Origin of the sequence: Gimesia benthica (assembly GCF_009720525.1) — a bacterium.
GTDB lineage: Bacteria > Planctomycetota > Planctomycetia > Planctomycetales > Planctomycetaceae > Gimesia > Gimesia benthica.
Genome location: NZ_CP043930.1, coordinates 5289152 through 5315103 on the forward strand (window position 1 = coordinate 5289152; position 25952 = coordinate 5315103).

The following is a 25952-nucleotide window of genomic DNA, read 5'->3' on the forward strand; positions in this document are numbered from 1 at the left end:
GAACAGCGACTTTCAATCATTCAGACCCTGCAGCATCGCCCGCAACAGATCCGCCAGTTGGTCCCGCTCTTCTGCTTTGAGCCCGCACAACGCATCTTCTGCTTCATCCAGTCGGTCTGCGACCGCTTTATCGACTACCTTGCGCCCCTCTGCAGTCAGCAGTACCTGCAGCGAACGGCGGTCATTGGGGGAAGGCCGACGTTCGACGAGCCCCTGTTCCTCCAGACGGTCAATCCGGTTCGTCATCGCTCCCGAGGAGAGCATCACCGCCTCCATCAGTTCCGTGGGCGTCAAACCCTGCGGATCTCCCGCTCTGCGGAGCGTGGCCAGAATGTCAAAGCCTCCCACGGTCAGACCATACGGCTTCAGCGTTTCACTTACCCGTCGCTCCAGCCGTGTCGCCAGTCGCAAAACACGACCGACAACCCCCATGGGTTCAACATTGAGGTCCGGGCGTTCTGTCTTCCACTGTCTGATTAAGACGTCGATCAAATCCTGTGCCATAAATTTATGATGACTCCGCGCTCGCATGAGGAATGAATTTATCGTACGAGAAGCATAGAATTAATATAGCTTTAGGTCAAGTATCTTTACGTGAAGATACTTGAGGGAATGACTGATTAATGGCAGACTGGGCTTCACACCCGTTCGGCTGATGGTACTATTTCGGACTGTTCGGTCTTAAAGTCTGATTTTTGTCCGGAATTGGAACGCAATCTGCTTAAGTTCAATGAAACTGTCCTATTATGAAAATTTAACGATCCAATTAGGTAACTGAGGAACTCCACTTGAACCATCCCCGGGCTGAAATACAGGTTGACCTCCCCCTGGTTCGCCAACTGTTGCTGGTCGATTATCCTGCACTGGCGAATCAGCCACTGTTTCTGGTCGATGAAGGCTGGGACAACTTCATCTTTCGCATCGGCGAACATCACGCGGTCCGTTTGCCCCGCCGTGCTGCCGCGGTTCAATTTCTGCAAAATGAGCAGCGCTGTCTGCCAAAAATTGCAGATCGGCTCTCTCTGGAATTGCCTCTCCACATCCACATCGGTTCTTCCGGTCCCCGTTTTCCCTGGACCTGGAGCGTGGTGAAGTGGGTTCCCGGGCAGACCTCTGAGAAACACCACTTCCCTGACAGAGACATTCGCCTGTTGGCGGAAACCCTTTGTAGACTGCATCAGCCGGCTGAAGACGGGGCACCGCAGAACCCCTATCGTGGCGTTCCACTGCAGTCACGCAGTGAAGGAGTCGAAGAACGACTGCATCGGCATCGCGAACGTACCGACGTCGATGTCACGCGCCTGAAAGACATCTGGCGTGCCTGTTGTGAGACGCCCCCCGCTGACCAGATGGTCTGGATTCACGGCGACTTGCATCCCCGCAACGTGATTGTTCGCGATGGTGCTCTGGTCGGCCTGATCGACTGGGGGGACGTTTCAGCCGGCGATCCCGCGACCGATCTGGCGTGCACCTGGCTCTTACTGGAAACCCCCGCCAGCAGAACCGCATTCCTTGATATCTATGACGCTGAGCCTTGCCTGATTCAGCGTGCACTCGGCTGGGCACTGCTGCTGGGCCTGGTTCTGCTCGATAGTGGCGAACGCCGCCACGTCTCCCTCGGTCACGCTACTCTCCGACGCGTACTGGCCGACGCCTGAGCAGCGCATGTTCTCCCCTACCGGTTGATTTCCCTGCACGGTGATCACTCAGCCTGGTTGCTCAGCCGTCAGTTCGCCTGTACAGGCAGCACCCTCCAGTCCTTCGTCGCCCCCCTGATGTGCCACAATCCCGCTTTGTTGGCCTCTTTTGTGTTTCCTCCCGTTTTGGCACAGCTCGTGCAGTTTTGTTCTCATCAAAGTCACACAGAAAAATCGCAGGCTATACAAAAGACGGGCCACGAGGTCTCGAACGTCCTGCATTCGAAGCAGACCATCTGCCCAAAGGGGAATCACTATGTCACTCAAGTCATTCGGGATTACAGCCGTCGGTTCACGTTATTCCATTAATCCTCATATCACAGAGTTGAGCATCGAATGGTCAGACATGGTTGGCCAGTGACCTTGTATTCTACGATTCAATATCGCCAGCAGACAGGACTGGACGACAAGCCCACTGATTGGAAGGTTTATGCAATGGAACAGGGGCGATTCATCAGGCTGCGATCACTTTTCTCACTCTAAGCAAGCGGTCATTAACTACAAGTTCAGGAAACAGTTTTCGATTCGCTGTGGAATCCCGACTCTGAACTTTTTCGTGTCTTGAGTGCCTTTCATGGTAGCAAAAAACCAGTCAGTTTCGCGATCCTCTCCGTAGACCGCGCTGGACCTCCCGCTCTCCCTCTTGTTAAAATGTGATCTCTCAAATCCATCACAGGAGCAAGACGATGCAGGAACGTCTGTCGGTCAATCGCTGGTCGCGTCGCGAACTTTTACGCGTGGGAGGTCTGGGCGCCGTCGGGCTCTCCCTGCCCCAACTGCTGGCCGCTGCAGACAAGCCGGTCACCGGTCCCGCTCCTAAAGCTGATGCCTGCATCATCATCTTTTTGAACGGCGGTCCCAGTCATCTCGACATGTGGGATATGAAGCCTGCCGGCCCCATCGAGATCCGCGGCGAGTTCGACCCCATTGCCAGTTCCCTGGCCGGCGTCGATGTCTGTGAACACCTCCCCCGCCTGGCGCAACAGATGCATCGTACGACCCTCATCCGGTCCATGAATCACAGTGTCAACAATTCGCACGCTGCCGCCGTTTATGCAGCCCTCACCGGACACGACCGCGGCGAACAGGGGGGCGGTGCGAAGCCCGACGACCATCCCGCCCCGGGGGCCGTCCTCGCCAAGTTACGTCCGACCCGTCCCGGCACACTCCCCTACATCACCTTACCCTACAAAACCAAAGAGGGTGCCGCCGGCCCATTGCAGCCCGGGTTTCTGGCCGGCTTCATGGGGGCCACCTACGATCCGTTCTGGGTACTCGACGATCCTAACGCACCGCAGTTTCACGTCCGCAATCTCTCACTGCCGGCAGGGCTTGCCCAGGAACGCATGCAGGCCCGCCGCGGTCTGCTCACTTCCCTCAATCACGGGCTGGAAGCACAGTCCAACCAGACGCTCGATTCACTCGACGACTTTCAACAGCAGGCCTTTGACCTGCTTACCTCCAACCGGGCGCAACGCGCGTTCAAACTTGATACCGAACCGGACAGCGTCCGCGAACGCTACGGGCGGAATATCTACGGTCAGAGCGTTCTCCTCGCCCGCCGCCTTATCGAAGCCGACACCCGTGTGGTCACCATGTCCTGGGCGCCGCATGCGAATGCCACCTGGGACACGCACGGCCAGAACTTCCGCAGCCTCAAAACCACGCTGCTGCCCCAGCTCGACGCCGCCTGCAGCAGCCTGCTGGAAGACCTCGCACAAAGCGGTCGCCTGGAACGCACGCTCGTCGCAATCCTCGGCGACTTTGGTCGCACTCCCAAAATCAACAACAACGCCGGCCGTGATCACTGGAACTCCTGCTATTCCATCCTGCTCGCCGGCGGAGGCATCAAGCCCGGCTTCGTCTACGGCGCTTCCGATCATCAGGGAGCCACGCCCCGACACAGCCCGGTCACCCCGGGTGATATCGTCGCGACCATCTATCAACTGCTCGGCGTCGATCATCAGCATCTCCTTTACGACACGCTCAACCGCCCGCATACCGTCGTTCCCGAAGCCCGCATCATTCACGATCTGCTTGCCTGAACCGCAACAGCAGTTCTCCCTCGTTGGATTTTTTCCTCCGCCTGACATAACATGCAATCGTGTCCCCTGGAGGGAATAATGATATTCAAGCAAGCTGACTACCATGAGGATCATCCGTGATTGAACATACCGTAACCTTTCGTCTCAAGTCTGCCCCCGGTTCTGCAGCAGAGCAGACCTTCCTCGCCGCTGCCGCCGATCTGGCTGCCATCCCTGGCGTCAAAGATTTCACCATCCGCCGCCAGACCAGCCCCAAGAACGACCATACCTTCGGCATCAGTATGAAGTTCGCCACGCAGGAAGAATACGATTTCTACAGCAACCATCAGGCGCACCAGGATTTTATTCAGGAACACTGGCTGACCACCGTCGAAGACTTTCAGGAAGCCGACTTCGAATCCCTGGACACCGTCGCCCACTAAACCCCGCCATCCATCGAGGAGTTTTCGCATGTACTCACGCCCGCTTGTCCGTTTCGCCTGTCTGACAATGCTCTGCCTGTTCGCAGCCTCCACTGCAGACGCCGCCCAACTCTATGTGGGCGCCACGTCGACCGACATCACCCCCAGGCTGCCGGTCTCACTCACGGGACAGATGCGGACCCGCATTGCGAAAACAGTCGAAAGCCCGGTCACTGCGAACGTCCTCGTACTGGAATCCCGCGACGGAGACAAATCGCTGGAGCACGTCGTCTTCGTCTCCTGCGACCTGGTCTGCATCCGGGGAGGCATTCACGAAAAAGTCCGCGAAAAACTCAAAGACCAGCTGCCCGGCCTCTCGCTGCAGAAGGTCATCATGAATGCCACTCACACGCACACCGCGCCCACGATGATCGAAGGTCGCTACACCCTTCCCAAGACCGGCGTCACTCAGCCTGCTGAATTCGTCGAGTTCGCTGCTCAGAAAATTGCCGACGCCATTCAGAAGGCCTGGAACGAACGGCAGCCGGGCCAGGTCGGCTGGGGACTCGGGCACGCGGTCATCGCTCAGAACCGCCGGGCCCTGTATGAGGGAGGCTGGGCCAAAATGTACGGCAGTACCAGCGCCAAAGATTTTCGCGGCATCGAAGGCTACGAAGATCACACCATGGAAGTCCTCTGCTTCTGGAATGACAAAGACGAACTCATCGCGACCGCTGTCAACATCGCCTGCCCGGCCCAGGCCGTCGAAGGACGCAGCACCGTCAATGCCGACTTCTGGCACCCGGTTCGCGAAGCCCTCAAGAAAAAATACGGCGACCAGCTCACCGTGCTCGGCTGGGCCGGTGCCGCCGGAGATCAGGTGCCCCGTCCCATGTACCGCAAAGCCGCCGAGGCCCGCATGATGCAGCTCCGCAACCTGACACTGCTCGAAGAACTCTCGCGGCGGATCGTCGCCGGCTGGGAAGAAGCCTATGCCGGTGCCGTGCAGGAAAAACACGCCGACGCACTGCTCAAGCACGAAGTCCGCACCATCGAACTCCCGCTGCAGACCGTCAGTGAAGCAGACCACGAGCGGATCACCAAAGAGATCAAGGCCTACGCTGACGATCCCTCCAAGGTCTGGATCAAAAACTGGAAACAGCGCGTCCTCGATCGCTACGACGAACAGCAGGCCGGCACCTCCCGCCCCTATTCGATGGAACTGCACACCCTCCGCCTGGGTGACATCGCCATCGCCACAAACGACTTCGAACTCTTCACCGATTTCGGCACCCAGATGAAGTCCCGCAGTCCGGCTCTGCAGACCTTCGTCATCCAGCTCTGCGGCCCCGGCTCCTACGTACCGAATGAAAGAGCCGTCCGCGGCGGCAGCTACAGTGCCATCATCGAGAGTAACCTCGTCGGCCCCGCCGGCGGCCAGGTCCTCACCGAAGAAACCCTCAAGTCCATCAACGCACAGTTCAAGAAGTAGAAAAAAACTGAGCGGCACGGCGCTGGCCATGCCGCTCAGAAAATAAATTGCTCCGGTTAACGACCAGCAGGGTGGCCCCGCTTACAGCGTCCCGTCCAGCCCCTTCTGGTAATACTTGTGCGTGATCTCGTCCTGGTGTTCCAGCAGCCAGTCGATCGAGGGTTCGTTGTGCATCGCTTTGTGAATCGCCTGTGCGGTGGCTTTGCGATGAATCTCGAACAGCGCCTTGTGATCCAGGTTTTCATCGGTCGCGGCACCCGGATTCAGCCAGACCGAACAGATTATGCCCAGGTCGTTCGCTTTCTCTTTCGGCAGATCACCGGCCCGCACCGCATCCAGCACACCATTGGCAATCGCCGCCTGCACGGTTCCCATCAGAATATTCGTGTAGGCACTGCTTTTGACCGTCACCTTGCTCACCATCAGCGTGACCGGCCTGACCTGGATGTCCGTATTCAGAATCGCGAACACCTTCGAGTGACCCGCAGACTGCCCGCCGGTCAGCGTGGCAATCGCCGTCCCTACAGGGCCATCCAGCTCACCAATCACGACTTCCGGTTCCGCAGCCGTAAACGGCGGACCACCGGCGATCAGACATTCCCCCGTACGCATTACAATTCGATCACTCATACTGACACTCCCTGCTGGTTGAACTGAATCGGTAATTGAAACATCACCCTACCCGATCCCCCGCCAACCTGCAACCAGCCCGGTTTCCCAGGCTCGTCCACAGTATGATCCAACACGAATTCAGATTAAAATAGCAATCACAGATCCTGAGCGGCACGGCGCTAGCCGCCGGTGTTGTATCACCCGATGTCTGGAAATTACCGGTGGCTAGCGCCATTCCGCTCAGGGTAGTCACTCACTCATACCGCCGCGGACTGATCCCCGGCGCAGACCGTGCCATGTTGTCAGGCCGGTTCGGCAGATCATAGTCGATCTTCTGCGTATTCAGGCTGCGAAACAGCGGTCGTATGTTTTCGGGCAACGTCTGTACCTGCTTCGGATCATAATCGGGCACTTCTCCAATCGGCCCCGCCCACGCCGGGCGATAGGCAATCGCCAGCAGGTGCCGGTCGGTATCGCTAAAATTGGGATAATTGGCGTGGAATACTTTCTGGTTGATGATCACCGCCGAGCCCGCCCGGCAGGTCACCAGCACTTCATCTTCATGCGACAGGTAACGCCGATATGGGTTGCCGTCCGCGTGCAGTGAAAGATGCGAACCGGGAATCACTTTGAACGGGCTGTGTTCAGGCGTCAGATCATCCAGGTAATACAGCACCCGCACCAGGCAGGGCGAACTGGCACCCAGCCCGAAGATTTTCGAACCATAAGGCTGCGCGTCCGTATGAATGGCGATTCCCGGATGCCCCGGCTGTGAAACCGCGTAGGTACACGACGTACAGATCAGCTCATCCCCGAACAGCCGCTCCAGAAACGCAATCATCGCCGGCAGCGCAATCACCGAGATCGCATTCGGCGAGTCAGTCCACTGCACACCGCTGAATCCTCGCTGATGCTCACTGTAGTCGGTTCCCTGCGTCGGTAGTCGCGTCAGCTCTGCACGGATCCCCACAATCTGCTCTGCCGACAACAGGTCCGGCAGGACAACATACCCATCCACCTCCAGCGAACGAATCTGCTGTCCTGTACTCAATGCCGCCCAGTCCGTTTCAACCCGCTTCGCCGCAGCGACTTCCTCACGCGAATTGGTAAAAGATACGTCCATCACACGGCCCCCTTACTTCTTAGCCTGCTCCTCCACATGCTTCAGCACGGCATCAAAGAACGCCTTGTGAATATCCGCCGGGGCGGCGTGGCCCATCAGGGGTTTGTTGATGATCTGCTTCTTACCGCTCAGCTGGTTATAAGCCGCGTAACAGCTCGACGGCGGACAGACGCTGTCGATAAAGCCCACACTCATAATCGCATCCGCTTTCGCCCGCGTGGCGAAGTTGACCGCGTCCACGTACGACGCTGCTTTCAACTGCGTGGGATTGGGTTTGCCGTCCGCGCCGGTTTCGACCAGCTTGGGCCAGCCGTTAATCCGTCCGGCAGCACGTCCTGAATGATCGCAGATCGCAGGGACCCCCGTGGCGATGAATGTCACCCGGTCATCCAGACCGCCGGCTGCCAGTGCCTGGCCGCCTCCCTGGCTGTGGCCAATGACAATCACGGTCTTCCCGTCCCACTCCGGTTGCGCGGTCAGAAAATCAATCGCCCGTACCAGACGCAGGAACATCCCGCGGAAGTAAACCGTCTCGCGGCTCTCGCGTCCCTCGTGCCGATAGCCCTTCAGTTTACCGGCCGCCAGGTCTTTGTAGTATTGAGCCGGCTTCCCGTTCGGCAGCCCATGTGCGTTGATGTCCATCGACAGCATTCCGTTGTTTGCCCCTTTGACGGCATTCGTCAGCGACGAACTCCTTACACCGGCCCCATGCACCCACAGAATCGCCGGCAGGCTCTTCGCCTTTGCATCCTTCGGCTTCCCAAAATAACCGGAGACCGGAGCACCACCCAGGCAGTTCACCTGCACGTCGAACGCTTCAACCTTGGCGTCCTTCTGCTTGACCGGCGTCAGTTTCGGATCCATGGGAACCTCTTCGAGTTTCGCGATCTGATTCGTCCAGAACTGGTCGAAGTCTTCCGGGGCCGGCTTGCTGAGTTCGATCTTTTCCGGCGAGAACCCTGCTCCCGCAATTTTAGTCTGATTCACCGGCGCACCCGCTTTGACCACACACCGTAGAAAGCCAGGCTTGTCCGATGTGACTTCTACCTCGGTCGGTTCTTCACCCAGTGTCTTGCTCCCTTGAGGGAAACCGGAAGCCCCGCCGATGAAATTATCCACGGTAAAGCTCACCTTCTCACCTGAGACCGGTTTGCCATTCTTCGTCAGCGAAATCAGAAACTTCGCCGTCTCTCCAGTCTTGTAGATCGCATCGGGGCGATCGGTGACCACCTTCAATTCGTATTTGTCCGCAGCTTCAGCAGAAGCAGACAGTGAGAGCAGCAGCGCCAGGGTCAGGCAGGACGAGACGATATGTTTCAGAAATCTTGGATGCATGGTGTGTTCCTGTATCGGAATAGTCGTGGAAGGTGATTTCAAGTAAGTGGAATTGATTCTAACAGAACAGGCACTGAACGGAAAACGAATTCGACGTGAATTGCCCCCGGTGCATGCTGTAGCTCACCCTGTGACGATCCATTTACCAGACAGCAACGCACACCCTTGTAAAAACTACATCCCGTCCTCTTTCTCGCTCCTTTTCCCCTGATCGGGTTCAGAAATCGGATCTCCAGAGCCGATAGTAGGAATCAGACCGATTGTACGGATTACGCAAAGCAGGCAGAAACCTGTCTCAGGCACTCGAGGATCTGAAATGAGCATCACGCAACGCTGGTTACTGTTGGCCACCGGAATTCTATTAATCGCGGGCGGCGTATTCGCCTCAGACGAGCTCCGTAAAACCGAAGCAGATCCAGGTGATCAGCAGGCCGCACTGATGCTGGCCAAGCTTGCCAGCTGTCAGAAAATTACCAATGGTCTGGTGACGAAAAACTTCAAAGAGATCCACAGCGGGGCCAACACCCTCAACCAGATCTGCATCGCCACCGACTGGGCTTCCCACGATGATGCCGTCTATGCCCATCATCGCCTGGAACTCCGCAAGCAGGCGATGAAACTCGCGAAGATGGCAGAAGAAAAAAATCTCGACGGTGCCAGCTACGCTTACATGCATTCGTTGAATACCTGCATCAACTGTCACGAGTATTGCCGCGATGTTCTCAGCATCGTCGACGACTCCGAAGTCAAACTCAAAGTCGTCCCGATTCCCTCGAACTGAGTTGACTTTGTTGTCTGCGAAAAAAACGATGACCCCCACGAGGAGAGCCATCGTTTCCGTTCGCTGATGAACTGTCAGATCAAGGCCTAGCGGATACTGGGCTGTTGATCATTTTGCGCGGTCGTGTTCTCGCTATTGCTCCGAGATTTCTGCTTGGTTTTACGGAGCGAACGTTTGGTAGGTTCCCGAACGTCAATGCTCTGGCCATCAACGCGGATCAGTTGTGCGATCAGCGCGTCCTGACCATTGATGGTACCACGACGGGCCAGTAATTTGATGGATGTTCCTTCTGACAGGTCCACATCCTCAAAGCTGTCAGCAGGCCCCAGATTGACCTGGATCATTTTCTCTTGCGGTGTTTCCAGTTTCGCGACAACGAATTTTCCATCGCGACCCTGGAAGCTGGTTTTCCGCGTGCTGACGATGTCCCCTTTGAACTTCCTCAGCTTCTGCTGACGGGGCAGCTCATTCTCGATTGACTGACCATTAAACGACACGAACTGTGCCATAATCGCAGACTGATTATTCACGCGACCTTTCACGCCTTTGATCTGAATGTCATCCCCTTTGTCGAGGTTCAGCTGACTGACCTGTTCCTGGGGACCAAGGAAGACACGCTGTGTCTGGCCTTCCTCTGTCTGAATCTGGGCCAGCACCTGCTTCTGCTCAGCTGACATAATGCGCTTGGTCTGCAGCTTCTGAATCTCACCACTTAGCTGCACCTGACGACGATTGCCGCGACGCTGCATGTCACGCTGCGCCTGCTTTTTCATATCGTCAGACCGTTTGCGGCTCTCATTCTGCGCTTTTTCCAGATCGTACAGGAAAATCGTTTCAACAGCGTCATAAAAACCATCGCGGTCATAGTCGACGCCGACATGCACCCAGCCGTCCATGTCCAGCTGATAGCGACTCATGTTCCGCGTATGGTCCTGCGCGTGCTGTTTCTTCTTCCCTTGTTGTTTTGCCTGGTGTTTGTCCTGTTTCTTTTTGGAATAGTCCGTATCCCGATCGCTCCGGGACTGCGCGGACGAACCAGTCTGATCTCTCTCAGTAGAAGACTTGTTGTCATCCGCCATCACAGACAGCGGCATGGCAACAGCCAGACTGAATGCAGAAGTTAACAGCATCTGCTTATTCAAAACCATTATAAAACTCCTTTGTTTAACGTTGTTCCAGATTCAAATTCATGAGGTTGTACGAGTGGGACTCAGTCCCACCAGTCATCAGCGGTGTAATACTGGTTGGACAGATTAGAGTGGCCATACTGGTATCCGTAGCCGGCTCCATGATCTTCCCACCAGTCGGTATAGATATTGTTCTCAGGGCGATCAGCGGGTTCACCTTCATAGCGCTGATTTAATCCCTGTAACTGCTCGGGCATGTATTGCCCGTTATTGTCCATCTCCCACCAGTGTTGCGGCAGATCGTTATCGCCATAGTAGTTGTCGTAGTAGCGATACTCGTCTGCATCTTCGCGTCCCAGCTGATAGTCATATTCTTCCCGTTGATCCTGCCACCAGTCTTCATCAAACCAGGTGGAATCATCGTGCCACCAGTCTTCGTCGAACCAGGCAGAATCTTCACGGGGATTGTCGCTGTGGGGGTTATCTCTGCGGGGATGCTCACCACGTGGATGATCTCTGTGCGGTCGATCTCCACGAGGATCGTCTCTGCGTGGTGTCTCGCGTGGTGGATTCTCTTCCGATCCATCGTACCACCAGTCATCATCAAACCACTGGTCGTCGGGATTGTCGTCTCTGCGTCGATGCTCCGCAGGCCGATTCACATAATCCGGCGGATTCTTCGCTCCCCGTCGTGCGTTCTCACGTCGTGAATCGTTTGGCATTTTTCGATCACCCTCTTGATTCTCTTCATTGAAATTCACAGACAGATCACTGTCGTCAGGTTGATTGGCCGGATAGTAAGGGCTAAAACCCAACCCTTCGCTCGGGGTCTCCTGGGCCGCTGCCGAGGACAACCCACCCGGATCCGGCTGCAGCAGCACCAGCCCCAGACCCAGACCGAGAAATATCAAATATCGCATCCCTCGAATTAGCATCATCTCTCCCTTGTGGTTGGTGTGGTTGGCATTTGAAGTCGGAGCAGAGACCGACGATTACGCCGATATGCTGGGCAGTGGCAACACTGCCGGCAGGACATTCTTCAACACAGAAGCGGGCCGGCTGAATCACTGCGACATCCTGTCACCCATCAGCGACAGTCATGCAGGATCGGGTGTGACTCACGATAAAACAGCACAGCCACAGCGTTGCCCGCATGGTTTTGAAAAATGTGCAACCACTATGCCAGCAGGCAAGATCATTCAAATCCGTTGTCATGAAAAAACAACAGATTGAAAACACCTCTTCGCATCACTCAATTTATAAAAAATGAAGTGCCGGAAAATTTCATCGGAATCGAAAGAGGTCTGATCAGACAGTGTCGATCAGAGTCCTCGCGCTGAATGCTGAGCCACCAGCCTGATCGCGCAGAAAACATGACAGTCTGGCAGAAGGGTTTCTCCCGACCGAAAATTTCGCTCCACAAGCTAATCCAGAATCGCCAGGTAAATGATGTAAGCGTCCATACCTGCGATGTAAATGAAGATCAGGCTGGCGTCGATGAATGTCAGGTTCCGCTTCTGATATTCTCTCTTCTTCCACCGTTTGTAAAGCTCCTGGATTCCGAAGCCTTCGGTCAGTCGAGCTTGAACGTGGACTACCAGAGTCCAGACCAACAATACCAGAAATGCCTGCAAGGTCCCATTCCACGAACGTGATCCCAGTAGAGCCAGTCCTGTCAACCAGAAGATCATCCAGAACAATACCATCTGCAGAAACAGCGCGACAAAATTCAGTTCGGGATGTTTCAGTTCCGCTTCCCCATGCGAAGGAATTGTACTGTCTGAATTGCTCTGGACTTCACACATCGCGGCTTCTCCGCACGGCATCAGCCGCAGGGCGTTAGCCCCGGTTGAAACGACTTTGGTATATACCATCCAGGTTAAGAAACGCTACCTGGCACCCGTGCCGCTCAATACCGACACGGCAAAATAATCTGTGACGGCCGGACCGCATCGTGATACACCTTCTCGGTCGCCACTTTGGTCCCCTTGCCGAACGGACCTTCTCCCGTATTCGGATTTCGATCGAACAGCGGAAAATACGCACCGCAGATATCCACCCGCAACTTGTGCCCCGCGCCGATCTGGGCGGCAATCGGTCCCAGGTCGACCGTGATCTCATACACCTGCCCCGGCTGCAAAGGTGTTGGCTCTAGTTCCGAATCGCGAAACCGGCCGCGGAGAATTCCCACCGCCAGGTTCTGTGCGAACCCGTCCGGATGCACGTCGATCAGTTTCACCACCCAGTCCGCATCGGGGGTGTCGGCTGAGACGAACAGCTTCGCCCGCGCATTGCCGGCAAACCGCAGTGGCTCCGTAAACGCACCGGACGTATACACCAGCACGTCCTCCCGCTTCTCAATCGGGCGCTGATCGACGGGAGCCCAGGTCGCCGCGATCAACGGACGCTTGTCCGTCACCGGGCAGGCCGGTGCGGGATCTGCCGGATCCGCTTGGAATATATCCGCAGTTTCCGCATCCGTCGGCGGACAGTAAGTCAGCGTACCGTCTCCGCCACCTGTATTCGCGTTCCCCGCAGAATGCAGATAGAACGGTGTTTCACAAAACCCTTGGGGCGGCCACGTCTGTGCTTCCCGCCAGACGTTATCCCCCATCGAGAAATAACGTACGGGGACCTCAACCGCAGAGTCGTTCTCGGACCCCGCTTTCAGATAACGTTCGAACCACTGCAGATTCTCCCCCGCCTTATCCATGACCGCGTTCTGACCAAAGTCCACCTCACCAACCTGGGCGCGGCCGATCGAACCATGATCCCAGGGCCCCAGAATCAGCTGTTGCTGTCGACGTGTTTTCGGATCGAGAGCCTGTTGCTGCATCCGTACAAAATTCCCCACGGTTTCCCGCGAGAAGAAATCGTAAGACCCCACGATATGCTGCATTGGCAGTTTCAGGTCGACGATTTCATCCGTCAGTTCGGTCCGGTTCCAGTAGCCGTTATGCTCCGGATGAGTCAGCATTCCCTCCAGCCAGGGGATCGACCAGCCGATCTGTTCGTCGATCTCACTCATCGGCAGATGCAACAGCGTCTTCCGCCAGTCGGTGGTGACTTCGGCCCCCTCCGGTTTTTGGGAATTCCCCGAGGCCCACCGCGTAATCAGCGAGAGCCGCATCGCGCCACCCAGATACAGGTTGCGATAAAAACTGCTGAAGGTCGCCATCGGTGCGATCGTGACCAGTCCCGGCGGACGCTCGTTCGCCGCCAGCCACTGGGTCGCTCCCACATAGGATGCCCCCCACATGCCGATCCGTCCGTTGCACCACGGCTGCTTGCCCAGCCACTCGATCGCATCGTAGCCGTCACGCCCTTCATGGTCGTAAGGATAGAAGATCCCCTCCGACTGAAACTTACCCCGGCAGTCCTGCACGACGGTGATAAAACCCGCAGCCGCATAACGCTCCGCGATCTTTTTCACGCGGTCCTTATTGTAAGGCGTCCGCATCAGCAGCACCGGCGCCTGTTTGAGTTGCGGATCACGATAGACGTCGGTCGCCAGCAGCACGCCGTCCCGCATCGGCACCATGATGGTCTCTGACGTGACGGAAGGCGTCTCCGCGGCGTAAAGGCAGGGCGCGACGAACAGACAGAAACAGACAGCCAGGACATGCGAGCGTTTCATGGGCACAGTCTTTCCTCAGCAGGGGAATGGAGAACAGGTTCAGGCAGGTCGCTCTCTTGTTCTTACCAGCTTCCGCAGGAAACTGCAATTCCACCGACCGTTCACTCAGCTCTTGAATCTGGTATCTCGCCTCAGCAGTCGGTAGCCACGGTATGTGTTTCCGGTTCTTCTGGTGGAGACTCTTCTTCCGGCAACCAGTCCAGATGCTCTCGCCGTGCGTGATAGACATCCAGGCTAAATGGCTCCAGCAGGCCGATGGCTTTCATCCAGATGCGAAAACGAAGTAGCATTTCAGAAATCCCCCATGAGCGAGTTTGTCACAACCATTCACCGGACACAGCGGAACCAGCAATGAAAGCACAAAAGAAATTGAGCAACAGCGCCAGCAGGCAGAATGGAATCACAAATGAGTTACGTCCGTAATTGAAACCGATCGCCAGAATTGCGTTTAAGAATATCGCATGGAAAATGAATCGCAGAAAGGCAATATGGCTTCGGTCATAATTCCCGCTATATTTCTCAGGGTTATAAAACAGAGTCCCCCAGAACAACATCGACAACGGCAGGACAATCAGAGGCACCAGCCAGAGCAGGCGCAGGCTGCTCATTTCATTGCGTTCCAGACAGCGACGCCAGCCAAGATAAAGCCAGATGAGTAACGGAATGGACATGGGCCAGGCCGCCAACATTCCAGGAAGCGCCTGGCGACACAACCAGAAATAAATTTTTAATTGTCCCGTTTGCAGGATGATCAGGAACTCACTCAAAAGAGGTCCGCAGACCAGCACTACCCACCACCAGGCAGAGAATGTTCCCGGTGAACCATTTAGTACAGCGCAAGGTTTTGTATTCTGTGAAGAGAACGGGGACATGGAGACCTCCTGAAGAATTCAGGTTTCTAAGTCTCATCATATCTCAGCGCAGGACGATCAGCAAACAGAAACTGAGCGGCACGACAACCGGTGCCCTACCGCTCAGCAATGTGGTACATTCAAACCGCAATCAACCTAACTCGTAAACTCTTCCCACCCCTTGCGGAATTGCGAGTGGAGATACTGGTTCGCGTTGTCATTCCCCTTCGCGGTCAGCGTCGAGGCATCCCAGTCGAAGCCGCCGCCCGCGCGGTAGGCGGTGTTGCCCAGCAGCACGGTTTCGGACAGCGGTCCTGAATAATCAAAGTTGCAGGTGGCCGGTTCGCCCCCCTTGCAGGCTTCGATCCATTCCTTATAGAACCCGGGTGAATCGGGAATGAACTGTTCGGGGGCTTTAAAGTTCGCGAACGATTTTTCGGGGAACAGTTTCAGCGAACCGAAGCCGGTCAGCAGCATCCCCTTGGAGCCGATAAACAGCGTGTTGGCCCCTTTCAGATTGAGCCCCTTCTCTTTCAGGATCGCCGGGCCGCCCCGTTCCTGTGACCAGTGCAGCTTGATCGGTCCCCGTTTGTCGTTGGCCGGGAAGTCGAAACTGGTCAGCATTTCGGTCGGCGTCCGCTCAGCATCCCGTTTCGGTCCCGAGGCATCCACGTGCGTCGGATATTTCAGATCGAGGGCCCAGAACGGAATGTCCAGAATGTGGCAGCCCCAGTTGCCGGTCTCCCCGGTGCCGTAATCCCACCAGAACCGCCAGTTGTAAGGTGCCAGCACGCCCTCTCCCTTGGAATTGACCGCGTACGGACGAAACTTCCCCGGACCGATCCACAGATCCCAGTCGAGAGTTTTCGGCGGCGGAACTTCCTTGACCGGTTCGGGAGGCATTCCGCGACTGGAACTGATCCAGCTGTAAACTTCGCTCACATCGCCGATCGATCCCGACTTGATCAGTTCCACGGCCCGGTGCATGTTCGACAACGCATGCCGCTGCATTCCCAACTGTGTCGCCAGTTTGTTCCGCGCCGCCAGTTTCGTCATCTCGCGGACTTCCCACACCGAATGCGCCATCGGCTTCTCACAGTAGAGATGCTTGCCCATCGTCATCGCGATCATCGAAGGATGAAAGTGCGTATGGTCGGGCGTGCTGACAACGACGGCGTCGATCTGGTTTTCCATGTCGTCCAGCATCCGCCGGTAGTCGGCGTATTTTTTCGCTTTGGAATATCGCTCATAGGCTTTGCCCGCCCGCTTGTCGTCGACATCACACAGCGCGACAATGTTTTCCGTCTTGCCGACGCCGCTGAGGTTCGCTGCCCCTCGTCCTCCGACGCCAATCACCGCGACATTCAGCTTCTCATTCGCGGCGGCCCGCGTCGGTTGCGTCGACGTTCCCAGCCAGAGGCCGGCTCCCAGGGCAGCAGTCGTCTGCAGCGCTTCGCGACGGGTAATCTGATGGACGGACATATGATTTCTCCTCTCGGTTGAGCGTTAAAGATGAAATTCAATGCTGTCAGTATAGTCAAACAGCTAAGAAAATTTGACCACAGTTTTTTACCCCTGTCGAATTTTCGCGTTTTAGTTACATAAGAACTGTTATTAATTGAGCTGTTTGGTGTGAGGACGAAGATGAACTGAGCGGCAAGGCGCTAGCCGCCGGTAATTTATCTGCCGCTGATCATTGTTGCTGCCAGGAAACGCCATTCGGTCCAGAATGAAGAGTATTATCATTCCGGTTTCACTCTTGCACCTGCTCCCACTTCACCCCGGATTCAATATTCTCGAACACATTCTCAAATACCCAGAACTTGAAGTCACCGAAGTTGCTATCGTTGCGATGGACTCTGTTCGGCTTCTCTCTGTTAAACGTCAGTGTCAGCTCAGAGATGACGGGGGGTGAAGACGGAATTTCGTGTCCGAACTTCTCCGGTGTCTCTGCTTCCCGAAGCAACGCTTCATACAACAGGCAGAGCCGGGCATAGTCTCTCAGGTCAATCGTTCCTGTATACACGCCGTCTTTCTTAGAACCGGAAATCGCGTGCAGCAGCGCTTTCCCATCAACATGAAATTCAACGTACTCGTTAACAGCCCGACCGCCGTTGAGAACATCAGGCGAGCCGAATCGCTGCAACTTGATCCGCCGAAACGGCAGCGACTGGCGAATGGATGCTTCCTTCTCTTCTGTCAGGGGGGCTTGCAGGAATTCATATTTCCCTTGAGGCTGCGCCGCCCAATCGCTTTTGACGGACACAGGTTCCTCTGCCCCCTGCAGCAGACTGACGCCGATGACAATCAGCACGCACACAACTGCCTGTTTGGCTCGCGATGACATTGCATCTCCTCCACTCGATAAGAACGCGTTCCGTTACTTCTGTGTAATGACAATACGCTCCATCTTCACATCATGCACTTGTGAAAAGGTTTTGCTCTGACACCAGGTCGCCACCTCTTCCCGGGTAGCTCTGAATCCCAGTTTTTCGAAGAGAGGGACGTTTCCTGTTTCTTTAATGGTATCCAGTACGACCACTGGTTGCCCAAGTAGTACTGCCCGCTGATCGATTTCGTCCAACAGACAACGGGCCACACCGCGACGTTGATAATCGGGATGCACGGCCAGGCCAATTACGTGCAGATGCCGAGTGTGCAGATCATATTGAACGGTTCCGACAAGAGTGCCCGCGAGCTCTGCCACCAGTCGCGTTCCCGTTTGAGCGCGTTCAGCCTGTCGGGCAAGCGCTTCCCCCTTCGGTCGATAAATGGAACGCAATGGAGCAAAAGCGGCTTCGCAGATAACCGCGACTCTCTCTGCATCATCGTTTCTCGCATCACGGACATAAATGTCAGCAGGTGAATCAGGCATTTCATTAGTCTAGGCGATTTTGAAATCGATGCCATCTCTGAATCTCACTTCACGCATTCAATAAACGCGATCGGGGAGTTCTCCAGCAGCGGTGACCAGAAGTCGTCGGTCTGATCCTGCAATCCCTCCGGCGAGAGTTGAGGCGGATGCCAGCGGACCTCGCTGAAGCCGGCCTGGCGGAACGCATCTTCGTGGGTCGCGACGCTCAGGTAATAGTTTTCAATGTCGAAGGGGCCGTCCTCCAGGTGGAACGTCCAGGTGATCGGCGTCCCTTCCTGCCAGTCGCCCACCGCTCTGGTTTCAAAGCCGAACTGACGAAACGAGGGAGACGCGGGAAAGTGAAACGCCGGGCTGCTGTTGACGGTTACAAAGCGTCCCCCCGGCTTGAGCGCCCGCGCGATGCCGTTGCACATCGACTGCAGTTCCTCGCGCGTACGTGCGTAATTCAACAGATACGCGGCGATCGCCAGGTCGTATTCTTCCTGAACCGGCAGCTCACGTGCATCGCCGACAATATAAGCGATGCCCTGCTGATGCGCGTCTTCCTGCTGTTGGGCCAGAGAGATCATGCCCTGAGAAAGATCCACGCCGGTCACTCGGGCTGCACCGCGCTGACGAATCATTCGCGTATAAAAACCTTCACCACAGGCAATGTCCAGTACCGAGAGACCGCTGGGATTCCCCGCCAGTTCCATCAACGTAAAACATTCCACAAAAGTCCGCCACGGCATCTGCTTGGACCGTTTGTACTGCTCAGCAATCGGGTCGTAATTCGTCGTCATGAGCGCAGGTCACTTTCAAAAATGTGGATCTGTTGATTTGAGACAAAAAATTTTACGGCTGCACAAATATAACGTAAGATGGGATAGTGGATTCACTGTGTTCTGGAAAAATTCATCAGAATCACTCTCAAAGACGCTCAGAATTCATTAGAGTGCTCGCAGGATAGTCGGGCCCGCGACCAGATTTTTATTCCAACCCTCGGAGTTGATTGTGAGATTGCCAAAGCTGTTACTGTTTATAGTGTTATTCTGTTTTGTATTTATATCGGGGGCACAGATCCATGCCCAGGAAACCAAAGAGAAAACGGAAGCAAAACAGGCAGAACCCCCTCCTTCGGTAAAAGAGTTAAAACCCGTCACCACAATCGATCCCCTGGTCCCCCTCGATCAACTGCGCATCATGGTGCGCCCCCTGACCAAAGACGAGTTGCAGGTCGAAGCCAATGCCTGGTTTGAACTGCTGCGCAACAAGGCCCGCCAGATTGCAGCGGCCCGGCTGGGGGTCAAGAAAACCAACGAAGCCATCGCCACGAACGATGATCAGCAGGCCCTCGATTCGCTGAAAAAAGCAGAAACGGTTCAGCACATGGCCGACGAAAAGGCCCGGCAGACCGAAGAGGAACTGACGAAAAAAGCACAGGAAACTTTAGGCGTGGATGCCGCCGTCGATGCCGCGAAACCCGATCCCGCCCAAGCGGAAGAGGGAACAACCGCATCCACGGAAGAAAAATCAGTAACAACAGCAGGCAGCACGACCACGCCTGACAATGCTACCACCACACAATCCGCCGAAGCGATGAAGGCGGCGTTCCTGCAGAATATCAATCGGTTGCAGGACGAACGCACCGCGCTGAGTGACCGGCTGGAAGTGATCCTCACTTCACTGGCCGCCAAGGGGGGCGATGTTGAAACCTATCGTAAATACATCGCCGCCGTCTCCGGTCTCGAACTCGATACCTCGGATGCCAGTGCGGCCTGGTCGGGCATCAAAGGCTGGTTCATCTCAAAAGAAGGGGGCCAGCGGATGGGCTGGAACCTCGGGAAATTTCTGATGATCCTGTTTCTGACCTGGGTCGTAGCCCGCGTCGGTTCGACCGTCATCAGCTGGCTGCTCGAACGGAAGGTCCGTTTAACACAACTCGCCGAAAACCTGATCAGCGGCACGATCCGCAACGTGATCTATCTCGTCGGTTTTGCAGTCGCCTTGACGGCACTCGAAGTCGATATGACCCCGGTCCTCGCAGCCATCGGGGCCACTGGTCTGGTTGTCGGTCTTGCACTGCAGGGAACCTTGAGTAACTTTGCCAGCGGTCTGATGATTCTGATTAACCGTCCCTTTGATGTCGGCGATGTCGTCACCGCAGGCGGCGTTACCGGAACCGTCAAACAGATGAACCTCGTTTCCACGAACTTCCGCACCTTTGACAACCAGACCATTCACGTGCCGAACAACTCGATCTGGAATGGCGTGATCACCAACATCACTGCCAACAAGGTCCGCCGCGTCGATCTCGAATTCTGTATCGGGTACAGTGATGACTTCGAACAGGCTGAGCAGATCATCCGTGACGTACTGGCGGACCAGGAACTCGTTCTCCGCGAACCCGAAGCCGTCGTGGTCACGCATGCCCTCGCCGATTCGTCGGTCAACATCGTCTGTCGCCCCTGGGCCAAAACCACCGACTGGTGGGCCGTGAAAACCGCGGTCACCCGCGAAGTCAAACGCCGCTTCGACCAGGCCGGCATCTCGATCCCCTTCCCGCAGCAGGACATTCACGTCTACTCAACGGATGCATCCAAAGGGAACGGCAAAATCGAAACGGTCAGCAAGTAACACTTGCAGCTGCTTCAGATAATTCACAGCGTGCCTCTGAATTCCTCATCGAGTTCAGAGGCACTTTCTGTTGACGCGATTGCCTTTATGAATGGAACGTCAACGTATCCGCGTCTGCATCAGGAGTATCCCCATTGTCGTGGAAGCGAACGGGCCGTTGCGCTCTGCGATCGACGGTCAGCTGGAAGATATCAAACCGGTTGTAACCGCCCACCAGGTCGTGCAACTGTTTGGGCTCGACGCACAACGCCAGATCGACGTCCGCGTAGAGCAGCCCTTCGTCTGCCTGTTGAATCTCACTGATGGGGGTGCCGCTGGGACCGATGGCCACCGAAATCCCCCGCGGACTCGCATCCAGAATGCGGCCCGCCTCTTTGTCCCGGCTGGCCAGTTGATCGCGTGCTGCACGATCCAGATAGCCCGCAGCTACCAGGTTGAACAGTTTTCCTTCGAAGGCATGGGCACCCGCGCGAATCAGAATCGCGTTTTTCAGATCGTAGTTCTCGTGTACCGCAGGATCGTGCGAGGGCCAGACCGGTGGATAGGTCGAGAGATGCACCTGCTCTCCCTGGGCAAGCAGCGTAAACCGCGCCAGGGGATTCGTATTCTCACCGCAGATCAGCATCCCTACCTGCCCCAGACGTGTCGGGTTAACCACCAGGCCGGCCCCATCGCCGGGAGCCCAGACCAGCTTCTCATAAAACGTGGGTACGATTTTACGGTGATGATTGAGAACCGTCCCCTCATCGCTGATCAGCACATTGGAATTCCAGATGCAGCCGCCACTGACGTGCGTTCCTTCGTTGAAGCCCATCGAAACGAAGATCCCGCACTCCCGGGCGACCTCAGCAATCATCGCCAGTTCCGGTCCGTCCACCTGAATTGTATTCGCCGCCAGTTCGCAGAACAGATCGTGGTTATGAATGGGGGCCTGCAGTGCGCACCAGACCGGAAACGTCGGAATGTAAGTCTCCGGAAAGACAATGATCTCCGCTCCGTTACGGGCCGCCTCGCGAATCAGCGAGCAGGCTTTTTCGACCGTCCGGTCTTTATCGAGAAATACGGGAGCAACATGCGCGAGAGCGGCTTTGAATGCAGGGTAAGTCATCTAGGAACGCCACCTGTTGAGAACAGAATGTAAGGGAATTCAAACGGGCGCTCTGATTGTAGAGCATCTAAGTCATTGTCGCTACCAGATTTTCAGACCGATGCCTGAATGCTCTCCAGCACCCCGTCCCACAACTGCAGCCGGGCCTGAATGGCCTCCTGCGCCGCTGTGATTGCTTCCTGAATTTTAACTTCGTCTCCCCCACACAGTCCGTTGAGCAGTCGCAGTGACAGCGGGGCATGGAAGTCACCATCCAGTTCCACGTGCCGATTCAGATAGTAATGAAACACGGGCGCCTGTTGTTCTGAAACACCGGTCTGCTTCAGGATCGCACGGAACATGCTGGGAATGATGTGTTCGCGCCCCAAAGCGAAAGCAGCCGCGATTTTATGTGGCGCGCCATCGGCGATGAACTCAAATGTTTTGGTGGTGAACTGCCGCGACGGTTCGGGCAGAGAGGGGAGAGCCAGCGCACTCTCGATCCCGCTCGATTTGACGGTGGCGATAAATTCCTTCAGCGGTCCCGTGTCGGCCCCCACTTCATTCATGGCTGTCTGATACAGTTCGAAATGGCTCGCGAATTCGCCGTCCGCGGTTTCGTCGCATTCTTCTTCCAGCACGATCTCGTTGATAAACCGTCTAATGCTTCCGTCACCGACCGGCACCCAGGGCGCTCCTGTGGGAGCGACAATCCCCTGCAGCGTCTTCACCAGCGACATGAAATCCCAGACCGAATAGACATGGTGTTCCATGAACCGCTGCAGATCCTCCAGCGTCGCCATCGACTCATAAATCGGATGAGTTTCGAGTGGTTCGGAAAACGAAGCAATGATTTCAGACGTAATTTCCCGTGACATGAACAGACCATTCTCTGGAGATTTAATTTTAAGCGGCGCGGAGTAGCCGTCGGTAAATTGAATTAATGATCTGAGCGGAATGGCCCTGGATACCGTGGTAACAGAAAACGTCTGTTACCTGCTCACCGACGGTGGGCAACGATCCCCTCACTGAGCGCGTTTCCAGAACGAACTCTCCCGCGATTATAGTTCTCAGCGGCTGTTCTGGTAGGGCTTTCAGAATAATTTCCGGGGACCTTTCAAAGATCGCCATACTTCGTCGCCAGTACGACAGTGTAGCCGTCCGGATCGCGCACCCAGAGCTCACGATGTTGTGCATTTGGGTTGACCAGCGGCCCGTCCAGAATCTCTGCGGACATCGAATCCGCCCGCGCGACCGCCTCGGTGAAATCATCAATTTCAAACCAGAGCAAGGCACCGTTCCCTTTCAATGCCTCGGGATCTCCCAGAAAGGGATGCTCGTGCACGTCCCACTGGTGCAGTTGCAGGATCAGTGTACCATCCTCGCGGACCAGCTGTTCGTACTCATCGCCGCCATGTCCAATTTTGACATTCAGCAGACTCTGATACCAGCGACTGCTGGCCGGGACATCATTCACAACAATCATCGGCTGTGGTCGCATGCTCGTTTCCTCCCCTGTGTCAGGTGAGCTGGGGAATCAGAGTGGATAGATCCCCGCTTTATAAGGTTGATCCAGCTTCTTCACGACTTTCAGCAGCAGTTCCCACTCTTCCTCATCGATGGCGTTAATCGCCCGTTTAATGGTTTTACGACTGGCAGTCGCACAGTTGACAGCAATCGGATTGAAATCGGTCCAGCGCTTGTTGCTCACGATATTGCTGTTATGAAATGTGGCGACTGTCGCCAGCCGCGATCCCTTCTTGAACGGAGCGCCGGTCGCACTTTTAATCGGTCGTTTGACGATCTTGACCACCGGATACGGGCGGCCTCCCTGAGCATCCATGTTCGCGACGACCGCAATCAACCCCTTATCCGGGTTAACCACAATCGCTGGTAACAACGCACCCTGAGCGAAATGACCTTTCCAGGAATTCAGATTCATGATGCAGGCAATCACAGAAACACCGGCAATCGCTCCGCCCAGTGCAGTATGCACCGTCATCAGGGCCAACCCCACGATCACACCGACCACATAAAAAATGACTTCCCCGGGATAACAGCGGAGCAAGACTTTATAGTTCACTTTAATCATCGGTATTCGCTCTGGTGCCTGGCAGTGTTGTAACAACTGGAGAGAGCGGCTCCTTGATTGCGGAGGAACCACTGGAACACCCGGCAGTATACACTCGTGATTGGGTTCTGGCAATTCGTTCACGGAAAAGAATCAAGAGATTCTGCCCGTCACCTAGTTAAACCAGAATGCCAGCGTGAAGAACCGGTTACGGCCGAACGTCCTGTTAATCCGGGCCCACATTTCGGGATTGGCGAAGTCTGTGATCTCACCCTTTTCAAGGTACGGGGCCGCCGCGGTTCCCTGGAACCACAGAAACGGATCGATCTCCCGCGGTTCGGTAAATACCCGTCGCAGGTTCACACCTTGTGTCCCCGGTTTGCCCCGCCAGAAGGGAATCAGCTTCTTGCCCTGCAGTACCTCTCCCGCTTCGTCCAGCACGACCAGCCAGGTATCGACCATCTCCTGCGTAACCTTGATTTCGAGCACGCCGGTCTGCTGTGGATTGGGGATCCATTCGCGTTCGTTGTCGGTTTCCGTCAGATAAAACTTCCACATCGATTTCGCGTGCCGCTGCATATCTTCCAGGTGTGCCAGCGCCGCTTTCATGCGCTCCGGTTCCTTGAGTTCAAACCGCCAGAGGTGAATGAACGCCAGGATGTCCGAGACGAGCGGTCGATCTACACCAACGATGCTGTCTACATTTCCGTGCTCTTCCAGCAGAAATGGGTATGGCGTGTCGACCTTTTCAAAAAACAGATGCGCCGTACAGTTAAATAATTCCTGTCCGTCAATCGCCAGCAGGACCTCGCCCCAGGCACACAGGAAGTTGCAGTAACCGGCCAGCCAGTCCGCATCGCCGCGATCAAAATCAATTAAGAACTGTTCCGCATCTGCCTGTTGCTGAGAGACGCCTGCTCTGCTCAACAGGAATCGTGCTTCGACCGGTTTACCAATTCCCAACAGATCAACCTTGATCAGCCCCACATGCAACGGCAGTTTCACATTCGGATCTTTGACGGCAGACAGGGTTTTCTCAGCAGCTTTCAGATCATCAACCCACGTCTGCAGCATTTGACGGGTATCGGCATAGGTGGCCGTTTTGGAAGCGGGAGCTTGAGACAGAATCTCCTGGATTGGTTCCGGCAGCCCGCGTCTGACATCTTCTGTCCGTAATCCAAACCGATTCAAATTTCCTCCCACATACTGAGCCAAAGTTCCTCCCAGATGCTCAAACGACTGAAAGAACTGCACCACTCCCAGACCAAACCGCGCCTCGTCATCTTCCGGATTCGCCTGCAATTGTTTCTGCAGGGCCTGAGCCCCTTCGTCCAGTTTTCCTGATGTCAGGTATTTTTCCGCCAGCGGGGCGGCAGCAGCGAATTGACTCATCAGCAACAACGTTCCCAGACAGACTGGAATCAGAATCGAACGACGCATGACAGGGCTCCTGGTTGAAATAGGTAAGTCTATTGCACATCAGTCATTTCGCAGAGAATGTACCGCCGACGGAATGACATCCCACATTGTAAGGCGTTTATCGTGGAGGAACATCACGCATTTTTTTGAAAAAGGGTTTTCAAACTGACGGTTCAGCAGGCGCAGCGGACGCTGATCAACCAGCAATCCACGCTGTGAGTGGCAAAAGCAGGAACTTAACTGGATTTGCATGTCTGGTATGTTATTTGCGGCTGTTTTAACAGCGGAAAGTGAATCACTCGACCTTCAAAAGAAGAGGAGTCTACACATGGATAACACGATGAAAATCAGTGACCAGATTACCGTTGGACCTCAGCCAAACCGGGACGAAATTTACGAATTCGGCAATGAAGGTTTCAAATCGATTGTGAACTTTCGCACTGCCAATGAAGAGGGAATGCCGATCACTCCCGAAGCGGAAGGCAAAGCAGTCGAGTCCGCAGGAATGAAATACTGCCATATCCCTGTTTCCATGAACATGCTGGACGATAGACAGGTCGACGAATTTCGTGAGCAGTTTGAGGCATTGCCGAAACCGATTTTCGCACACTGTAAAAGTGGTAAGCGCGCCGGTGCGATGGCGATGATGAAACGCGCTGTCGAAAACGGAATGTCCGGCGAACAGACCCTGCAGAAAGCAGAAGAGATGGGCTTTCAGTGTGACAAACCTGAGCTCAAGGACTTCGTCAAACATTACGTTGACACGCACCACAAATAAGCGTC

General features: G+C 55.5%; 27 protein-coding genes. 8 read left to right on the forward strand and 19 right to left on the reverse strand.

Features of this window, described 5'->3' with window-relative positions; all coding sequences use genetic code 11:
• Window positions 1-12: 12 nt before the first annotated feature.
• A complete protein-coding gene (locus tag F1728_RS20575) occupies window positions 13-504 on the reverse strand; it encodes a MarR family winged helix-turn-helix transcriptional regulator (protein ID WP_155365648.1) in 492 nt (163 codons plus the stop codon).
• 284 nt (window positions 505-788) lie between these two features.
• On the opposite strand from F1728_RS20575, the gene F1728_RS20580 reads away from it, so the two are divergent.
• From F1728_RS20580 to F1728_RS20595, 4 genes are all read left to right on the forward strand, one after another.
• Window positions 789-1658 carry an aminoglycoside phosphotransferase family protein gene (locus F1728_RS20580; protein WP_155365649.1) on the forward strand — a complete coding sequence of 290 codons (870 nt, stop codon included), beginning with the start codon at window positions 789-791 and terminating at the stop codon, window positions 1656-1658.
• Between the two features lie 725 nt (window positions 1659-2383).
• Window positions 2384-3742, forward strand: coding sequence for a DUF1501 domain-containing protein (locus F1728_RS20585; protein ID WP_155365650.1), 1359 nt, complete (start codon window positions 2384-2386; stop codon window positions 3740-3742).
• A 116-nt stretch (window positions 3743-3858) separates the two neighbouring features.
• Complete coding sequence (locus tag F1728_RS20590) at window positions 3859-4164, forward strand: Dabb family protein (protein WP_155365651.1); 306 nt, start codon at window positions 3859-3861, stop codon at window positions 4162-4164.
• Window positions 4165-4192: 28 nt separating this feature from the next.
• The gene (locus tag F1728_RS20595; RefSeq protein WP_155365652.1) at window positions 4193-5635 is read left to right on the forward strand and encodes a neutral/alkaline non-lysosomal ceramidase N-terminal domain-containing protein; all 1443 of its coding nucleotides are present in this window, start codon (window positions 4193-4195) and stop codon (window positions 5633-5635) included.
• Window positions 5636-5716: 81 nt separating this feature from the next.
• On the opposite strand, the gene fae is transcribed toward F1728_RS20595, so the two are convergent.
• The 3 genes from fae to F1728_RS20610 all read right to left on the reverse strand — a co-directional run bounded on the left by fae (window position 5717) and on the right by F1728_RS20610 (window position 8705).
• Window positions 5717-6265 (reverse strand): formaldehyde-activating enzyme, encoded by a 549-nt coding sequence (gene fae, locus F1728_RS20600; RefSeq protein WP_145190482.1) that lies wholly within the window; start codon window positions 6263-6265, stop codon window positions 5717-5719.
• Between the two features lie 235 nt (window positions 6266-6500).
• Window positions 6501-7370: a phytanoyl-CoA dioxygenase family protein gene (locus tag F1728_RS20605; protein WP_155365653.1), complete on the reverse strand. Its 870-nt coding sequence runs from the start codon at window positions 7368-7370 to the stop codon at window positions 6501-6503.
• A gap of 12 nt (window positions 7371-7382) precedes the next feature.
• Window positions 7383-8705: an acetylxylan esterase gene (locus tag F1728_RS20610; RefSeq protein WP_155365654.1), complete on the reverse strand. Its 1323-nt coding sequence runs from the start codon at window positions 8703-8705 to the stop codon at window positions 7383-7385.
• 316 nt (window positions 8706-9021) lie between these two features.
• Between F1728_RS20610 and F1728_RS20615 the strand changes: the two genes are divergently transcribed.
• Window positions 9022-9486, forward strand: coding sequence for a hypothetical protein (locus F1728_RS20615; protein ID WP_228030261.1), 465 nt, complete (start codon window positions 9022-9024; stop codon window positions 9484-9486).
• A gap of 86 nt (window positions 9487-9572) precedes the next feature.
• Here F1728_RS20615 and F1728_RS20620 read toward each other — a convergent pair whose 3' ends face one another.
• On the reverse strand, window positions 9573-10634 hold the full coding sequence (locus F1728_RS20620) for a hypothetical protein (protein WP_155365655.1): 1062 nt from the start codon (window positions 10632-10634) through the stop codon (window positions 9573-9575).
• Between the two features lie 62 nt (window positions 10635-10696).
• The gene (locus tag F1728_RS20625) at window positions 10697-11524 is read right to left on the reverse strand and encodes a hypothetical protein (RefSeq protein WP_155365656.1); all 828 of its coding nucleotides are present in this window, start codon (window positions 11522-11524) and stop codon (window positions 10697-10699) included.
• Between the two features lie 49 nt (window positions 11525-11573).
• Here F1728_RS20625 and F1728_RS20630 point away from each other — a divergent pair, with 49 nt between their 5' ends.
• A complete protein-coding gene (locus F1728_RS20630) occupies window positions 11574-11846 on the forward strand; it encodes a hypothetical protein (RefSeq protein ID WP_155365657.1) in 273 nt (90 codons plus the stop codon).
• Window positions 11847-12037: 191 nt separating this feature from the next.
• Here the strand turns inward: F1728_RS20630 and F1728_RS20635 are convergent, their stop codons facing one another.
• The 8 genes from F1728_RS20635 to F1728_RS20670 all read right to left on the reverse strand — a co-directional run bounded on the left by F1728_RS20635 (window position 12038) and on the right by F1728_RS20670 (window position 18758).
• Window positions 12038-12487, reverse strand: coding sequence for a hypothetical protein (locus tag F1728_RS20635; protein WP_155365658.1), 450 nt, complete (start codon window positions 12485-12487; stop codon window positions 12038-12040).
• A gap of 35 nt (window positions 12488-12522) precedes the next feature.
• A complete protein-coding gene (locus F1728_RS20640) occupies window positions 12523-14250 on the reverse strand; it encodes a CocE/NonD family hydrolase (RefSeq protein ID WP_155365659.1) in 1728 nt (575 codons plus the stop codon).
• A 131-nt stretch (window positions 14251-14381) separates the two neighbouring features.
• Window positions 14382-14540, reverse strand: coding sequence for a hypothetical protein (locus F1728_RS20645; RefSeq protein ID WP_155365660.1), 159 nt, complete (start codon window positions 14538-14540; stop codon window positions 14382-14384).
• 27 nt (window positions 14541-14567) lie between these two features.
• Window positions 14568-15122, reverse strand: a complete 555-nt coding sequence (locus F1728_RS20650; protein WP_155365661.1) for a hypothetical protein — start codon at window positions 15120-15122, stop codon at window positions 14568-14570.
• Window positions 15123-15257: 135 nt separating this feature from the next.
• Entirely contained in the window at window positions 15258-16583 is a 1326-nt protein-coding gene (locus F1728_RS20655) for a Gfo/Idh/MocA family protein (protein ID WP_155365662.1), read from the reverse strand.
• A 271-nt stretch (window positions 16584-16854) separates the two neighbouring features.
• Window positions 16855-17448 carry a hypothetical protein gene (locus tag F1728_RS20660; RefSeq protein ID WP_155365663.1) on the reverse strand — a complete coding sequence of 198 codons (594 nt, stop codon included), beginning with the start codon at window positions 17446-17448 and terminating at the stop codon, window positions 16855-16857.
• Between the two features lie 33 nt (window positions 17449-17481).
• Window positions 17482-17976 (reverse strand): GNAT family N-acetyltransferase, encoded by a 495-nt coding sequence (locus tag F1728_RS20665; protein ID WP_155365664.1) that lies wholly within the window; start codon window positions 17974-17976, stop codon window positions 17482-17484.
• Between the two features lie 44 nt (window positions 17977-18020).
• The gene (locus tag F1728_RS20670; protein ID WP_155365665.1) at window positions 18021-18758 is read right to left on the reverse strand and encodes a class I SAM-dependent methyltransferase; all 738 of its coding nucleotides are present in this window, start codon (window positions 18756-18758) and stop codon (window positions 18021-18023) included.
• A gap of 211 nt (window positions 18759-18969) precedes the next feature.
• Between F1728_RS20670 and F1728_RS20675 the strand changes: the two genes are divergently transcribed.
• The gene (locus F1728_RS20675; RefSeq protein ID WP_228030262.1) at window positions 18970-20592 is read left to right on the forward strand and encodes a mechanosensitive ion channel family protein; all 1623 of its coding nucleotides are present in this window, start codon (window positions 18970-18972) and stop codon (window positions 20590-20592) included.
• 85 nt (window positions 20593-20677) lie between these two features.
• Here the strand turns inward: F1728_RS20675 and F1728_RS20680 are convergent, their stop codons facing one another.
• The 5 genes from F1728_RS20680 to F1728_RS20700 form a co-directional block, all read right to left on the reverse strand.
• Complete coding sequence (locus F1728_RS20680; protein WP_155365667.1) at window positions 20678-21700, reverse strand: carbon-nitrogen hydrolase family protein; 1023 nt, start codon at window positions 21698-21700, stop codon at window positions 20678-20680.
• A 92-nt stretch (window positions 21701-21792) separates the two neighbouring features.
• Entirely contained in the window at window positions 21793-22557 is a 765-nt protein-coding gene (locus tag F1728_RS20685; RefSeq protein ID WP_155365668.1) for a DUF3050 domain-containing protein, read from the reverse strand.
• Window positions 22558-22796: 239 nt separating this feature from the next.
• Window positions 22797-23180 carry a VOC family protein gene (locus F1728_RS20690; protein ID WP_155365669.1) on the reverse strand — a complete coding sequence of 128 codons (384 nt, stop codon included), beginning with the start codon at window positions 23178-23180 and terminating at the stop codon, window positions 22797-22799.
• Between the two features lie 36 nt (window positions 23181-23216).
• Complete coding sequence (locus F1728_RS20695) at window positions 23217-23771, reverse strand: DUF3239 domain-containing protein (protein ID WP_145442544.1); 555 nt, start codon at window positions 23769-23771, stop codon at window positions 23217-23219.
• A gap of 153 nt (window positions 23772-23924) precedes the next feature.
• Window positions 23925-25190: a tetratricopeptide repeat protein gene (locus F1728_RS20700; protein ID WP_155365670.1), complete on the reverse strand. Its 1266-nt coding sequence runs from the start codon at window positions 25188-25190 to the stop codon at window positions 23925-23927.
• Window positions 25191-25497: 307 nt separating this feature from the next.
• Here F1728_RS20700 and F1728_RS20705 point away from each other — a divergent pair, with 307 nt between their 5' ends.
• Window positions 25498-25947: a beta-lactamase hydrolase domain-containing protein gene (locus F1728_RS20705; RefSeq protein ID WP_145043338.1), complete on the forward strand. Its 450-nt coding sequence runs from the start codon at window positions 25498-25500 to the stop codon at window positions 25945-25947.
• The last annotated feature ends 5 nt before the right edge of the window (window positions 25948-25952 follow it).

Coding starts and splice junctions, on each gene's coding strand:
- F1728_RS20575 (WP_155365648.1), bottom strand. CDS start 504: ATGGCACAGGATTTGATCGACGTCTTAATCAGACAGTGGAAGACAGAA.
- F1728_RS20585 (WP_155365650.1), top strand. CDS start 2,384: ATGCAGGAACGTCTGTCGGTCAATCGCTGGTCGCGTCGCGAACTTTTA.
- F1728_RS20595 (WP_155365652.1), top strand. CDS start 4,193: ATGTACTCACGCCCGCTTGTCCGTTTCGCCTGTCTGACAATGCTCTGC.
- fae (WP_145190482.1), bottom strand. CDS start 6,265: ATGAGTGATCGAATTGTAATGCGTACGGGGGAATGTCTGATCGCCGGT.
- F1728_RS20605 (WP_155365653.1), bottom strand. CDS start 7,370: ATGGACGTATCTTTTACCAATTCGCGTGAGGAAGTCGCTGCGGCGAAG.
- F1728_RS20610 (WP_155365654.1), bottom strand. CDS start 8,705: ATGCATCCAAGATTTCTGAAACATATCGTCTCGTCCTGCCTGACCCTG.
- F1728_RS20615 (WP_228030261.1), top strand. CDS start 9,022: ATGAGCATCACGCAACGCTGGTTACTGTTGGCCACCGGAATTCTATTA.
- F1728_RS20620 (WP_155365655.1), bottom strand. CDS start 10,634: ATGGTTTTGAATAAGCAGATGCTGTTAACTTCTGCATTCAGTCTGGCT.
- F1728_RS20635 (WP_155365658.1), bottom strand. CDS start 12,487: ATGGTATATACCAAAGTCGTTTCAACCGGGGCTAACGCCCTGCGGCTG.
- F1728_RS20640 (WP_155365659.1), bottom strand. CDS start 14,250: ATGAAACGCTCGCATGTCCTGGCTGTCTGTTTCTGTCTGTTCGTCGCG.
- F1728_RS20645 (WP_155365660.1), bottom strand. CDS start 14,540: ATGCTACTTCGTTTTCGCATCTGGATGAAAGCCATCGGCCTGCTGGAG.
- F1728_RS20650 (WP_155365661.1), bottom strand. CDS start 15,122: ATGTCCCCGTTCTCTTCACAGAATACAAAACCTTGCGCTGTACTAAAT.
- F1728_RS20655 (WP_155365662.1), bottom strand. CDS start 16,583: ATGTCCGTCCATCAGATTACCCGTCGCGAAGCGCTGCAGACGACTGCT.
- F1728_RS20660 (WP_155365663.1), bottom strand. CDS start 17,448: ATGTCATCGCGAGCCAAACAGGCAGTTGTGTGCGTGCTGATTGTCATC.
- F1728_RS20665 (WP_155365664.1), bottom strand. CDS start 17,976: ATGCCTGATTCACCTGCTGACATTTATGTCCGTGATGCGAGAAACGAT.
- F1728_RS20670 (WP_155365665.1), bottom strand. CDS start 18,758: ATGACGACGAATTACGACCCGATTGCTGAGCAGTACAAACGGTCCAAG.
- F1728_RS20680 (WP_155365667.1), bottom strand. CDS start 21,700: ATGACTTACCCTGCATTCAAAGCCGCTCTCGCGCATGTTGCTCCCGTA.
- F1728_RS20685 (WP_155365668.1), bottom strand. CDS start 22,557: ATGTCACGGGAAATTACGTCTGAAATCATTGCTTCGTTTTCCGAACCA.
- F1728_RS20690 (WP_155365669.1), bottom strand. CDS start 23,180: ATGCGACCACAGCCGATGATTGTTGTGAATGATGTCCCGGCCAGCAGT.
- F1728_RS20695 (WP_145442544.1), bottom strand. CDS start 23,771: ATGATTAAAGTGAACTATAAAGTCTTGCTCCGCTGTTATCCCGGGGAA.
- F1728_RS20700 (WP_155365670.1), bottom strand. CDS start 25,190: ATGCGTCGTTCGATTCTGATTCCAGTCTGTCTGGGAACGTTGTTGCTG.
- F1728_RS20705 (WP_145043338.1), top strand. CDS start 25,498: ATGGATAACACGATGAAAATCAGTGACCAGATTACCGTTGGACCTCAG.